Below are 13,938 nucleotides of genomic sequence, written 5' to 3'. Positions count from 1 at the left end.
GCATCGAACCCGCCGCTTGGCTCAAGGATACGCTGGAAAAACTACCCAGCTGGCCCAACAGCCGGATCGATGAGCTATTACCCCTCGCGCCTCAACCTGAGTAAAGGTGGGGCGGCTGGACGCTTACTCTTCACTTCAATCGCAGCCAGAAATACCTCGGGATATTCGACGAGGAAAAAAATGAAACGCGGCATGCGATTTCGTCCATCGATGAGATTTACGAATACGCCGATCAACTGAAAAAGACAGTGGGTTATTACGACTGACACCTGAAAGCAGGCTCGTATTAGCGCGACCCCACACCCTGTACCTATGGCAAGACAGATTGCTCCATCTCCATAGGTACAGCGTCGACTTCGAACGGCGAGTGAACCAAACACCCTTCTCACCTTTTCTTCACACCCCCCCAACAAATCCCCTTCTAGACTCTCCTTATCAGCCGTTAACCGGCCAGGGAGTACGCCATGTGGCGGTATGCGGTCATGCTGTGCGCGGTGGTGGGGTTGTCGGGTTGCCAGTCAACCCATCAGGAATTACTGGCCAAAGGTTATCCACCGGCCTTCGCCGACGGTTTTGATGACGGTTGCAGCAGTGGTCGCCAGGCCGCTGGCGTGATTACCGGAGCGTTTCGCAAGAATGTGCCGCGCTACCTTAAAGACCGGCCATACGCCGAAGGTTGGGAAGACGGGTTTCGTCAGTGCAAGGCCATGCGCGAGAATCAGGAATTGCGTGACTACGAGGAAAACCGCAGGGACGACCGCGAACACGATTGGCAGCAGGAAAAAGATCGCGACGCTGCCAAAGCCTATCGCTCGCGCTGATCGACGCTGATCGTTCCCACGCTCCGCGTGGGAATGCCGCCCTGGACGCTCCGCGTCCGCTCGCGAGGTCGTGACGCGGAGCGTCACAGGATGCGTTCCCACGCGGAGCGTGGGAACGATCAGCCCGCGTACGTGGCCCAACTTCCATAGGAAGGAGAACGCCATGAGCAGAGCTTTTGTAAATGAAGATAACGCGGCGGCCCAGGCCGATCAGCCGGTGGAGCGCCAGGTCAGCGAACAGCCCAACCGCCTGACCGCGCAAGGGTTGGCGCAGTTGCAGGCCAGGGTGGCACAGTTGCAAGGGGAGCACAGCGACGAAGCCGCCAAGGGCGAACAGGCTGATAAACAGCGTCAGGCTGACCTTGAGCGGGATCTGCGTTACTTCAACCAACGGGTGCAAAGCGCTCAGGTAGTCGCGCCGGCCACGTCCACCGACAAGGTACAGATCGGCAGTTGGGTCACGTTCGCCAACGAGCAGGACGAACAGCAGCGCATCCAGTTAGTCGGGGAAGACCAGGCCGATGCCAGCGCAGGCTTGATCAACTGGGGGTCGCCCCTTGGCCGTGCCTTGCTGGGAGCCCAGGTGGGCGACGAGGTGCTGTGGCAGCGCCCCGCCGGCGATCAGTTGATCGAAGTGTTACGCGTCGAACCCGAGATCTAAACGATGCCTTGGGCCAGCATCGCGTCAGCCACTTTCACGAAGCCCGCGATGTTCGCGCCCTTGACGTAGTTGATGCGGCCGTTTTCTTCACCGTAATGCACGCAGGCATGGTGGATCGACTGCATGATGTTGTGCAGCTTGCTGTCCACCTCCCCTGCAGTCCACAGCAGGCGCATGGCGTTCTGCGACATCTCCAGGCCGCTCACCGCCACACCACCGGCATTGGACGCCTTGCCCGGCGCAAACAGAATGCCCGCGTCGATAAAGATATCCACAGCCTCCAACGTGGTCGGCATGTTCGCGCCTTCGGCCACGCAGAGGCAGCCGTTGCGCAGCAGGGTGCGCGCAGCGTCGGCGTCGAGTTCGTTCTGGGTGGCGCAGGGCAGCGCGATATCGCAGGCCAGCTCCCAAGGCGTCTGGCCTTTGCGGAACTCCAGGCCGAAACGTGTGGCCAGTTCACTGATACGCCCGCGCTGTACGTTCTTCAACTCCAGCAGCGCCGACCATTGTTCTTCGGTCAAACCGCTTTCGGCGTACAGGGTGCCTTCGGAGTCCGACAGGGAAATCACCTTGCCGCCCAGGTCCATGACCTTGCGCGCCGCGTACTGCGCCACGTTGCCGGAGCCGGACACCGCCACCCGCTTGCCTTCGACGCGCTGGCCTTGGCGCTTGAGCATTTCCTCGGCGAAATACACACAGCCAAAACCAGTGGCTTCCGGGCGAATCAGGCTGCCGCCGTAGGTCATGCCCTTGCCGGTCAGCACCGAGGTGAATTGATTGCTCAAGCGTTTGTACTGGCCGAACAGAAAGCCGATTTCCCGTGCGCCCACACCGATATCGCCGGCCGGTACGTCCACGTCCGCACCGATGTGGCGGTACAGCTCGCTCATGAACGCCTGGCAGAAGCGCATCACTTCGGCGTCGCTCTTGCCCTTGGGGTCGAAGTCCGAGCCGCCTTTGCCGCCGCCCATGGGCAGCGAGGTCAGGGAGTTCTTGAAGGTCTGCTCGAAGGCGAGGAATTTCAGCACGCCCAGGTTGACCGAAGGGTGAAAGCGCAAGCCGCCTTTGTAGGGCCCAATGGCGCTGTTCATCTGGATACGGAAACCGCGATTGACCTGAACCTTGCCGTGATCATCCACCCACGATACCCGGAACGTGATCGCGCGCTCCGGCTCGCAGATGCGCTCCAGGATGCCCGAGGTCAGATAACGGGGGTTGGCTTCAAGAAAGGGCCACAGGCTGCGCAGGACTTCTTCTACAGCCTGGTGAAATTCCGGTTGGTCCGGGTCGCGTTTCTTGAGGCGGGCAAGGAAGGAGTCGACGGATTCGGTCATGAAAAGTCTCGGCAAATTGATTGTTGTTAAACAGAGAATGAGCCGGACTTTATCAATTCGTTTCGCACCGCGACAGGGCGAAATGTCGCCTTTATGAAATTAAATGGTGCAACAAGTATAAATAACTCCCATTTTCTGCCCTTAAATGGGGATTTCACTCTGAGTTTTGCACCAACAGGTAGGCCGTTATCGCAGGCAAGCCAGCTCCCACATTTGATCGAGTACACCGGTCATGTGGGAGCTGGCTTGCCTGCGATAGCGGTGGTGCAGTTACAGATGCATAGTCCTTTATTGGATGAAAAATCAGGCTGGCTTGCCGCGCTGTCCGGCGATCAGGGCCTGGGGCGTTACCGGTTTCCAGCCCAGCAGGGCAATCGCCAGCGACAACAGCTGAAAACCTGCGACCAACGCCACGCAGCCCGGCCAGCCCCATTGATTCCAGAGCATGGCCGGGACCACGGCGCCAGCGCTGCCGCCCAGGTAATAGCCGGTCAGGTACAGCCCCACGGCGCCGGATTTGTCAGGGCCTGCCGTGGTGGCGATATACGCATTGGCGGATGCCTGCGCCAGGAATACGCCGGTCGAGCTCAGGGCCAGCCCCAGCACGATCAGCCACAGGGACGGCAACAATGTCAGCGCCGAGCCACAGATGCCGAGCGCCACAGCGCCGGTCAGTAACTGCGATTGTGGGCGCGATTTGCTCAAGCGCCCCGCAATAGGAATGACCACCAGCGCCAGCAGGAACACCGCATACAAAGTGCCCAAGGCGGCGGCGCCCAGGTTGAACGGGGCCTGGCTGAGATACAGCCCGGCATAGGTAAAGGTTGCGACTTGTGAGAACAGCACGCAGAAACCGACGCCATAGGCCGCCAGCAAGGGTTTGCGCAGAAGCCGGCGCACCCCGTGCGTGCCCACGGCCGCGACGCCGGGCCGCGCCACCGGATTGGCCGGCAACAGCCACACAATCAGCAGGCCGACCAGCAGGCTGATCACCGCCAACAGTTCGAAGGCTTCGCGCCAGCCCACATATTGGGTCATGACACCCGAGACAAAGCGCCCGGCAAACCCACCGAGCACCGTCCCCGCGACGTACAAACTGGTGATCTCGGTAACGCTGGCCGCGCGCCAGCGATCGCCGATGTAGGCCACGCTGGTGGCGAACACCACGGGAATCAACATCCCTTCGACAAAACGCCACACCAGCAGCTCGGCAAAACTGTCCACATAGGCCGTCAGCAGCGTCGGTAGCGCCAGCAGCAATGCAGCCACGGCAATCACCGTGCGCTGCTCGAAACGGCCGGTCAGGCGCCCGACAAACGGCGCGGTCAACGCCACGGCCAACGTGGTCACCGTGATGCTCCACCCTGCCTGTCGGGCACTCACCTGGAAGCTTTCGGCAAACGCAGGCAGGATGCTCTGTGTCGCATAAAGATTTAGAAACGCCGCACAGCCACACAGGAACACGGCGAAGCGGGCGTGATGCATGCGCGGGTTCATGTGGCCTCTCGTCTTATAGTCGAGGATGTTTATAGAATACCCAGCGCAGGGAACACCAATACCGAATTCGGACCGATCAATACCCAGGAAACAGAATGCTTGATCTACGCAAGTTACGGTACTTCCTGACGGTCGCCGAAGAGCTGCACTTCGGCCGCGCAGCCCAGCGCCTGCACCTTGCCCAGCCGCCCCTGACGCGGCAGATTTCGGCCCTGGAAACCGAGCTTGGCTTTCGCCTGTTCGACCGCACCAGTCGCACGGTCACACTGACTGCCCAGGGCCAGCACTTTTTGCCGTATGCCCGCGCAGCGCTGGAGCACGCCAGGCTTGCACAAGACATCGCCGCCAAGCTGGCTGCCGGCTCGACTGGCCAACTGGTCGTAGGCTATGCCAGCTCGATCGCGTTGTCGGAACTCTTCAGCCAAACCCTGCAAGCCTTCGCCCAGCGTTTTCCCGATGTGCAACTGACCCTGGTGGAGAGCGCTTCCGGCAGCCTGCACACGCACGTGCTGGACGGGCGCATCGACGTCGGCATGAGCCGCCTGCTGCCGGAGGCCGGGCAAACCGGCGTCGAGGCTTTGTCGTTGGGGCAAGAACCGCTGGTGGCGGCGCTTTGCAGCGACAACCCGCTGGCGGAGCAGGACGAAGTCACCCTCGCACAGCTCAGTGAGTACCCGTTGATTCTGTTTCCCAGCGATTACGGTTCGGGCCTCAACGGCTCCATCGAGCACCTGTATCAACGCCGCGGCCTGGCGCTGCGCCCGGGCCCAGCGGGGCGCCAGATCACCTCGATCATCGCCCTGGTGGCGGCAGGCCAAGGTGTCTCGCTGGTGCCCCAGTGCACCCGCACCCTGGCCAGGGAAGGTGTGGTCTACCGCCCCTTGGCAGACCCCGAAGCCTGGGTACACCTGCTGATACTCACACGCTCGCAGTCACGCTCACTGTTGGTCGAGGCGTTTATGGGGGTGGTCGAAGAATTGCTGCGCAGCCGCCCGGCCCTGGCGCCCACGACGCTTCCGGCATAACGGGGGCAAAAAAATACCCCTGCGTGAGGGGTATTTTTTCAACAGGCTGCTGCGGCTATTGCAGCATCAGGCCAGCTTTTTGTGACGCACACGGTGCGGCTGGGCAGCGGCCTCACCCAAGCGCTTCTTACGGTCGGCTTCGTACTCGGTGTAGTTGCCTTCGAAGAACACCGCTTGGGAGTCATCTTCGTACGCCAGGATGTGGGTCGCGACGCGGTCAAGGAACCACCGGTCGTGAGAGATCACAATGGCGGCGCCCGGGAAGTCCAGCAGGGCTTCTTCCAGGGAACGCAGGGTTTCAACGTCGAGGTCGTTGGACGGTTCGTCGAGCAGCAGGACGTTGCCGCCCTCTTTCAGGGTCAGGGCCAGGTGCAAGCGACCACGCTCACCACCGGACAGGTCCTTGACGAACTTCTGTTGGTCGCCGCCCTTGAAGTTGAAACGGCCGACGTAGGTGCGCGACGGGATTTCATAGTTGCCGATGCGGATCTGGTCGGAACCGTCGGAGATCTGCTGGAACACCGTCTTGCTGCCGTCGAGGTCGTCGCGGCTCTGGTCCACACAGGCCAGTTGCACGGTGTCACCGATCTCGATGCTGCCGGAGTCCGGGGTTTCCTTGCCCATCAGCATGCGGAACAGCGTGGATTTACCCGCACCGTTACCGCCGATAACGCCGACGATCGCGCCTTTTGGCATGGCGAACGACAGGTTGTCGATCAGCACGCGGTCGCCATAGCCTTTGGTCACGTTCTTGAACTCGATGACCTTGTCACCCAGGCGCGGACCGGCCGGGATGTAGATCTCGTTGGTCTCGCTGCGCTTCTGGAATTCTTGCGACTGCATTTCTTCAAAGCGTTGCAGACGGGCCTTGGATTTGGACTGGCGGGCCTTGGCGCCTTTGCGCACCCATTCCAATTCTTCCTTCATGGCTTTTTCGTGGGCCGATTGCTGCTTGGATTCGGCGGCCAGACGGTCGGACTTGGCTTCCAGCCAACCGGAGTAGTTGCCCTCGTAAGGGATACCGGCGCCGCGGTCGAGCTCGAGGATCCAGCCGGCGACGTTGTCCAGGAAGTAACGGTCGTGCGTGATCGCAACCACGGTGCCCGGGAAATCGTGCAGGAAGTGCTCCAGCCAGGCGACGGAATCGGCGTCCAAGTGGTTGGTCGGTTCGTCGAGCAGCAGCATGTCAGGGGCCGACAGCAGCAGGCGGCACAGGGCCACACGGCGCTTCTCACCACCGGACAGGTGCTCGACCTTGGCGTCCCAGGCTGGCAGGCGCAGCGCATCGGCGGCGACTTCCAGTTGGCGCTCCAGGTTGTGACCATCGCCCGCTTGCAGGATCGCTTCGAGCTTGGCCTGTTCAGCGGCCAGTTTGTCGAAGTCGGCATCCGGTTCGGCGTAGGCGGCGTACACCTCATCGAGGCGGGCCTGGGCGTCCTTGATCACGCTGACGGCTTCTTCGACCACTTCACGCACGGTCTTGGTCGGGTCCAGGATCGGCTCTTGCGGCAGGTAACCGATGTTCAGCTCCGGCATCGGGCGGGCTTCGCCTTCGAACTCGGTGTCGACGCCTGCCATGATTTTCAGCAGGGTGGACTTACCCGAACCGTTGAGGCCGAGCACGCCGATCTTGGCGCCAGGGAAGAAGGACAGCGAAATGTTTTTCAGGATTTCCCGCTTCGGCGGAACAACTTTTCCCAGCCGATGCATGGTGAAGACGTATTGAGCCATGGTGAACCTAGCGTCAGTGACTGATGAATTAAGCGGACGAAGCCCGTGCCAGGCCATGCGCCGCGCGGGCCTTTGACTATCATCAATGCCAGCGAGCAAAAAAAGCCTGAATGTCTGGGGCTGGAACGCCCCCGCGTAACCGGCAAAGCTACCTGAATGCGCTGGGGCAGTCCAGCCAGGCAGGACTGGCACTTTGCCACAACTCAAGGCATGCTAGCCGCCCTTCGGGCGTCCGGCTTATAGTGCACGTCGCGCGCCAGTCCAGCCAAACCGCAGGATCACAGTTTGTCCAACGTCACGCCGCCCACGCCCTTGCGCGCCGCTCATATTGCGCCGGGAGCGCCCCTGCACGGCACCTTGAAAGGCGCGTTGGCGACGCTTGTCCTGCTGTTGCTCGCCTTGTTGTTCTGGCAGTTGCTTGACCAACTGCAGCAAAACCAGAAAAACCAACAGCAATACACCATCGACTACAGCGCCGACCTGGCCGAGCAAATCAGCCAGAACATGGCCCTGAGCGCACAGATCGCCCTGAACCTGTTGCCGATTGTCGAGCCGCCGCGCAATGCCGAACAGCAGCAGGCCCTGATGCGCACCTTGCAGCGCTCGTTGCCAGACCTGCGCAGCTTCGCCCTGCTCGCCCCCAGCGGCGCACTGATCAGCGACACTGCCGAAGGCAGCCAAGACAGTGCCCTGCTCGAAGACCTGGTCAAGCGCAGTCACGCCCAGTCCTACTACCTGAGCAACGACAATGACGGCACGGTCATCTATCTGTTGCTGCACCAACCCAGCGGTGGCTCCAAAGTGTACTGGGCCTTGCGCCTGGCGCCCAATTATCTGGCCAACCTCACGCGCCAGGATGTCCAGGGCCAGCGCCCGATGTGGGCGATCGAGAACAGCCTGAACCATCGTGTGGTCAGCCGTGACAGCGGGATGCCGGCGCAGTGGTCCGGCGCCCTGACGCCGGAAGAGTTGAACCGCAGTGTGCTGGTCACGCCTTTAAGCAAAAGCGATTGGCAACTGCGCGGCATGTTTGACCGTAGCGCGGTGCTGGAACAACTGCTGCCGGCCTTTATCGGCAAGTGCCTGCTCGGCCTGGCGTTTTCGCTGATCCCGGTGATCGTGCTGCTCAACATGCGCCGCCGCCAACGCCAGGTGAATGAAGGCCGGCGGCGCTATCAGGACATCTTCGAAGGCACCGGCGTGGCCTTGTGCGTGCTGGACCTGTCGGGGCTCAAGGCGTTTTGCGACAAAACCCAGGTGCAAAGCCGCGAGCAGTTGCACGCCTGGTTGCAGGCCAACCCCACGCAGCGCAAGCAACTGCTCAAGGAGTTGCGCGTCACCGAGGTCAACCAGATGGCCGTGCGCCTGCTGAACGTCGCGTCCTGCGAGCAGGCCTGGGAACGCCTGATCGACGATTGCCCGCGCAATGCCACGTCCATCGGCTATCAGGTGCTGGAAGCCGTACTGACCCGGCAAAAGCAGCTGGAACTGGAAATCCAGCTCAACGACGTGGCCGGCAACGAACAGTACCTGTGGCTGGTGATGCGTTTGCCGGAGCAGCAAGATGACGTCAAGGCGGTGATCCTCAGCATCAGCGACATCACCAGCCGCAAGCTGATCGAGCTGTCGCTGGTGGAGCGTGAAAGCTTCTGGTCGGATGTGGTGCGCACGGTGCCCGATCACCTGTATGTGCAAGACGTGATCAGCCAGCGCATGATTTTCAGCAACCACCATCTGGGCCACACCCTGGGCTACAACAAGGCCGAACTGCAGCAAATGGGTGAGTACTTCTGGGAAATCCTGCTGCACCCCGAAGACGCCGAGCATTACCACGACTTGCGCCAGCAGCAACGCCAAGCCGCTTATACGACCCAACTGCACTGCCAACTGCGCTTTCGTCACCGCAATAACCAGTGGCGCCGCTTCGATATCCGCGAACAGGCCCTAGCCCGGGATACGTCTACGGTGGTCACTCGGATCATCGGCGTGGCCAAGGACATCACCGACCAGATCGAGGCCAGTGAATCGCTGCGCGACAGTGAACAGCGCTACCGGATGCTGGCCGAAAGCATCAGCGACGTGATCTGCTCCACCGACAGCCAACTGGCCCTCAACTACATCAGCCCATCGGTCAACACCGTCCTGGGCTATGACGTGGACTGGGTGTTCAAGAACGGCTGGCAGTCGATCGTTGCCAACCCTCAGCAGTTGACCGGCATCTACAACCTGATGGAACAGGTCAGCCGCGCCCTCGGCAACCCCGACGCCTTGAACACCTTGCGCGATGAAGTCCAGACCCAACTGTTTCTGTTCGACTGCCTGCGCGCCGACGGGCGCAAGGTGCCGATAGAACTGCGCCTGGTGCTGGTGTGGGATGAGCATGGCGGGTTTGAAGGCATCCTCGGCGTGGGCCGCGATATCAGCCAGCAACGCCGCGCCGAAAAAGACCTGCGCATGGCGGCCACGGTGTTCGAACATTCCACCTCGGCGATCCTGATCACCGACCCGGCCGGCTACATCGTGCAGGCCAACGAGGCGTTCAGCCGGGTCAGCGGCTATGAAGTGGCGGATGTGCTCGACCAATTGCCGAACATGCTCACCGTCGACGAGCAGCAGGAAGCCCATCTGCGTTATGTACTCAAACAGCTGCATCAGCACAGCACCTGGGAAGGTGAAGTGTGGCTCAAGCGCCGCAATGGCGAGCATTACCCGGCCTGGGTGGGCATTACCGCGGTGTTCGACGATGAAGGCGACCTGGCCAGCTACGTGTGTTTCTTCAGCGATATCAGCGAGCGCAAGGCCAGTGAGCAGCGCATCCACCGTCTGGCCTACTACGACGCCCTGACCCACCTGCCCAACCGCACCCTGTTCCAGGACCGCCTGCACACCGCGTTGCAGTCCGCCGAACGGCAGAAGTCGTGGGTGGTGCTGATGTTCCTCGACCTTGACCGCTTCAAGCCGATCAACGACTCCCTCGGCCACGCCGCCGGCGACCGTATGCTCAAGGAAATGGCCACGCGCCTGCTCGGCTGTGTGGCCGAGGACGACACCGTGGCGCGTATGGGCGGCGACGAATTCACTTTGCTCCTGCAACCGCGAGTCAGCCGTGAAATGGCGCTGAACCGCGCCATTCATGTGGCCGAGCAGATCCTCGCCAGCCTGGTCAAACCCTTTGTGCTGGAGGGCCGCGAGTTCTTCGTGACCGCCAGTATCGGCATCGCCCTGAGCCCGCAAGACGGCAACGAGCTGAGCCAATTGATGAAAAACGCCGACACGGCGATGTATCACGCTAAAGAACGCGGCAAGAACAACTTCCAGTTCTACCAGGCCGACATGAACGCCAGCGCCCTGGAGCGCCTGGAGCTGGAAAGCGACCTGCGCCACGCCTTGGACCAGAACGAATTCGTGCTCTATTACCAGCCGCAATTCAGCGGCGACGGCAAACGCCTGACCGGCGCCGAAGCCCTGCTGCGCTGGCGCCACCCGCGCCGCGGGCTGGTGCCGCCTGGGGATTTCATCCCCGTATTGGAAGAACTCGGGCTGGTGGTGGATGTCGGCGACTGGGTGATCAGCGAAGCCTGCCGCCAGCTCAAGGCCTGGCATCAGAACAAAGTGCGCGTGCCTAAAGTCTCAGTGAACATTTCGGCACGGCAGTTCTCCGACGGCCAACTGGGCACGCGCATCGCCACCATCCTCAAGGACACTGGCCTGCCGCCGGCGTGCCTGGAGCTGGAGCTGACCGAAAGCATCCTGATGCGTGAAGTCAACGAAGCCCTGCAGATCCTCGCCAGCCTGAAGAACCTGGGCCTGAGCATCGCGGTGGATGACTTTGGCACCGGCTATTCATCGCTCAACTACCTCAAGCAATTCCCCATCGATGTGCTGAAGATCGACCGCACCTTCGTCGACGGCCTGCCCTCGGGTGAGCAGGACGCGCAGATTGCCCGGGCGATCATTGCCATGGCCCACAGCCTGAACCTGGCGGTGATTGCCGAAGGGGTGGAAACCCATGAGCAGTTGGACTTCCTGCGTGAGCATGGCTGTGATGAGGTGCAGGGCTACCTGTTCGGGCGGCCAATGCCGGCGAATCGGTTTGAGGTGCAGTTCAGTAATGATGCGCTGTTCATGTTTGACTGAAAGTGCCGTCCCTGATCGTTCCCACGCTCCGCGTGGGAACGCAATTCTGGACGCTCTGCGTCCGCTTTTAAATGTGACGCAGAGCGCCACGGGATGCATTCCCACGCAGAGCGTGGGAACGATCAGGGGCTGAGTGAAAACCACTTGTCCGCGACATGATGTCCTTTCATATGCCATCTAAAACCCATTGGGTTAGAATGCCCTCCTTTTCTGCCCCCGATCCTTGAGGACCGCCATGTTCAGCCGTGATTTGACTATTGCCAAGTACGACGCCGATCTCTTCGCCGCCATGGAGCAAGAAGCCGTGCGCCAGGAAGAGCACATTGAGCTGATCGCTTCGGAAAACTACACCAGCCCTGCGGTGATGGAGGCTCAAGGTTCGGTTCTGACCAACAAGTACGCCGAAGGCTACCCAGGCAAGCGCTACTACGGTGGCTGCGAGTACGTCGACGTGGTTGAGCAGTTGGCCATCGACCGTGCAAAAGAGCTGTTCGGCGCCGATTACGCCAACGTCCAGCCACATGCCGGCTCCCAAGCCAACAGCGCCGTGTACCTGGCCCTGCTGCAAGGCGGCGACACCATTCTGGGCATGAGCCTGGCCCACGGCGGTCACCTGACCCACGGCGCCACGGTTTCGTCCTCCGGCAAGCTGTACAACGCCGTTCAGTACGGTATCGATGCCAACGGCCTGATCGACTACGACGAAGTCGAGCGCCTGGCGGTTGAGCACAAGCCAAAAATGATCGTGGCCGGTTTCTCTGCCTACTCGCAGATCCTGGACTTCCCACGGTTCCGTGAAATCGCCGACAAGGTCGGTGCCTACCTGTTCGTGGACATGGCCCACGTGGCCGGTCTGGTGGCTGCGGGCGTTTACCCCAACCCAGTGCCTTACGCTGACGTGGTCACCACCACGACCCACAAGACCCTGCGCGGTCCACGTGGCGGCCTGATCCTGGCGCGTGCCAACGCCGAGATCGAGAAGAAGCTCAACTCCGCCGTTTTCCCGGGCGCCCAAGGTGGCCCGCTGGAGCACGTGATCGCGGCCAAGGCGATCTGCTTCAAGGAAGCACTGCAGCCTGAGTTCAAGACCTACCAGCAGCAAGTGGTCAAGAACGCCAAGACCATGGCCAGCGTGTTCATCGAGCGCGGTTTTGACGTGGTGTCCGGCGGTACCGAAAACCACTTGTTCCTGCTGTCGCTGATCAAGCAGGACATTTCCGGTAAAGATGCTGACGCTGCCCTGGGCAAAGCCTTCATCACCGTGAACAAAAACTCCGTGCCGAACGACCCACGTTCGCCGTTCGTCACCTCCGGCCTGCGCTTCGGCACTCCGGCAGTGACCACCCGTGGCTTCAAGGAAGCCGAGTGCAAGGAACTGGCAGGCTGGATCTGCGACATCCTGGCAGACCTGAACAACGAAGCCGTGATCGACGCGGTACGTGAGAAGGTCAAGGCCATCTGCAAGAAGCTGCCGGTATACGGCGCTTGATGGCAGTTGCGTGAATAAGAAGCCCGGCTCATGAGCCGGGCTTTTTTATGCCGATTTCAATTTGAAACAGGGTCAAGTGTAGGAGCTGGCTTGCCTGCGATGGCGGTTTTGCAGTCAGCCCATCAGTGATTGCCCCACCGCTATCGCAGGCAAGCCAGCTCCCACATTGGAGTGCATTTCAAGCCGGGTTTATTGGTAGACCCGCTCAAAGCCTTGGCGAATTTTGTCTTCGGGCAACTCATCGGCAATAAACACAATGACACTTTCGCGCACTTCGCCCTCGGCCCATTCGGTATCCCAGTCGAAGCCATAGAGCTTCAGCACGCCCTGGAACACCATGCGCCGGTCTTCCCCGGCAATATTCAACACACCTTTGTAGCGCAGCAGTTGCTTGCCATGATCTTCCAGCAGTTCGTTCATGAACTCGCTGAGGCGGTCGATATCCAGCGGCTGGTCGGTGCGCAGTACCAGGCTGGAAATGCGGTCGACCGAAGGCGCTGCATTCACCGGGCGCAGGCTCATGCCGGCGTTGAGGTTGAAGCCGCGCACATCCAGCAACTCGGCCAGGTCAATCTTGCCGTGGTCCACCACACGAATCGGCGCACGGCGGTTGATGCGGGTGAGGCGCTGGCTGAGGGCCTCGAAGGCGGCATCGTCCACCAGGTCGCGCTTGCTCACCAGCAGGCGGTCGGCAAAGCCAATCTGGGCCTGGGCGATGGTCTGGGTCAGGTGATGCTCGGCGTGGGCCGCATCCACCAGGGTGATGATGCCGTCGAGGATATAGCGCTCGCGCAGTTCTTCGTCGATGAAGAAGGTCTGGGCCACCGGCGCCGGGTCGGCCAGGCCGGTGCATTCGATCACCAGCCGATCGAAGGCGATCTCGCCGCTGTCCAGGCGTTCCAGCAGCAGGTACAGGGCTTTGGTCAGGTCGGTGTGGATGGTGCAGCACACGCAGCCGTTGGACAGGGTCATCACTTGCACCGGCTCGTCGCCCAGCAGTTGGGTGTCGATACCGGCGTCACTGAATTCGTTTTCGATCACGGCGATTTTCAAGCCGTGCTCGGCTTTGAGCAGGTGGCGCAGCAAGGTGGTCTTGCCGGCGCCGAGGAAGCCGCTGAGGATGGTAACGGGGATGGGAGAGGACAAAGAGATTCTCCTTGAAGAAACACAGAAACAAATGTGGGAGCAAAGGCCCCTGTGGGAGCTGGCTTGCCTGCGATGCAGACAACTCGGTGCTTGCGTC

Annotated in this window: 10 protein-coding genes and 1 pseudogene; 7 read left to right on the top strand and 4 right to left on the bottom strand. The window is 61.1% G+C overall.

What is annotated here, in order from left to right; genetic code table 11:
* The 4 genes and pseudogenes from GIW04_RS18760 to GIW04_RS18745 form a co-directional block, all read left to right on the top strand.
* Nucleotides 1-104 (top strand): transposase domain-containing protein (locus GIW04_RS18760; protein ID WP_156422911.1); only part of this gene is annotated, 104 nt, incomplete at its 5' end.
* 24 nt (nt 105-128) lie between these two features.
* Nucleotides 129-266: pseudogene (locus tag GIW04_RS18755) on the top strand (restriction endonuclease); the annotation flags it as partial.
* Between the two features lie 198 nt (nt 267-464).
* Nucleotides 465-821, top strand: a complete 357-nt coding sequence (locus GIW04_RS18750) for a hypothetical protein (RefSeq protein WP_120248812.1) — start codon at nt 465-467, stop codon at nt 819-821.
* A 163-nt stretch (nt 822-984) separates the two neighbouring features.
* The gene (locus GIW04_RS18745; protein ID WP_120248811.1) at nt 985-1,482 is read left to right on the top strand and encodes a GreA/GreB family elongation factor; all 498 of its coding nucleotides are present in this window, start codon (nt 985-987) and stop codon (nt 1,480-1,482) included.
* On the opposite strand, the gene gdhA is transcribed toward GIW04_RS18745, so the two are convergent.
* A complete protein-coding gene (gene gdhA, locus GIW04_RS18740) occupies nt 1,479-2,816 on the bottom strand; it encodes an NADP-specific glutamate dehydrogenase (RefSeq protein ID WP_003194280.1) in 1,338 nt (445 codons plus the stop codon). The genes GIW04_RS18745 and gdhA overlap by 4 nt on opposite strands.
* Before the next feature lie 303 nt (nt 2,817-3,119).
* Complete coding sequence (locus tag GIW04_RS18735; protein ID WP_120248810.1) at nt 3,120-4,313, bottom strand: MFS transporter; 1,194 nt, start codon at nt 4,311-4,313, stop codon at nt 3,120-3,122.
* A 95-nt stretch (nt 4,314-4,408) separates the two neighbouring features.
* On the opposite strand from GIW04_RS18735, the gene GIW04_RS18730 reads away from it, so the two are divergent.
* Nucleotides 4,409-5,338 carry a LysR family transcriptional regulator gene (locus tag GIW04_RS18730; protein WP_120248809.1) on the top strand — a complete coding sequence of 310 codons (930 nt, stop codon included), beginning with the start codon at nt 4,409-4,411 and terminating at the stop codon, nt 5,336-5,338.
* A gap of 66 nt (nt 5,339-5,404) precedes the next feature.
* Here GIW04_RS18730 and ettA read toward each other — a convergent pair whose 3' ends face one another.
* Nucleotides 5,405-7,069 (bottom strand): energy-dependent translational throttle protein EttA, encoded by a 1,665-nt coding sequence (ettA, locus tag GIW04_RS18725; protein ID WP_003194297.1) that lies wholly within the window; start codon nt 7,067-7,069, stop codon nt 5,405-5,407.
* A gap of 285 nt (nt 7,070-7,354) precedes the next feature.
* Between ettA and GIW04_RS18720 the strand changes: the two genes are divergently transcribed.
* Both GIW04_RS18720 and glyA read left to right on the top strand, forming a co-directional pair.
* On the top strand, nt 7,355-11,206 hold the full coding sequence (locus GIW04_RS18720) for a sensor domain-containing protein (RefSeq protein WP_120248808.1): 3,852 nt from the start codon (nt 7,355-7,357) through the stop codon (nt 11,204-11,206).
* Nucleotides 11,207-11,441: 235 nt separating this feature from the next.
* Nucleotides 11,442-12,695 carry a serine hydroxymethyltransferase gene (glyA, locus tag GIW04_RS18715; RefSeq protein ID WP_003194304.1) on the top strand — a complete coding sequence of 418 codons (1,254 nt, stop codon included), beginning with the start codon at nt 11,442-11,444 and terminating at the stop codon, nt 12,693-12,695.
* Nucleotides 12,696-12,884: 189 nt separating this feature from the next.
* On the opposite strand, the gene yjiA is transcribed toward glyA, so the two are convergent.
* Nucleotides 12,885-13,841, bottom strand: a complete 957-nt coding sequence (yjiA, locus tag GIW04_RS18710; protein WP_003194306.1) for a GTPase — start codon at nt 13,839-13,841, stop codon at nt 12,885-12,887.
* Between the last annotated feature and the right edge of the window lie 97 nt (nt 13,842-13,938).

The sequence above is a fragment of the Pseudomonas sp. PA-4-8C genome, from assembly GCF_021606625.1.
In the GTDB taxonomy this organism is placed as follows: Bacteria; Pseudomonadota; Gammaproteobacteria; order Pseudomonadales; family Pseudomonadaceae; genus Aquipseudomonas; species Aquipseudomonas lactis.
This window is presented reverse-complemented; position numbering and strand designations above follow the sequence as displayed.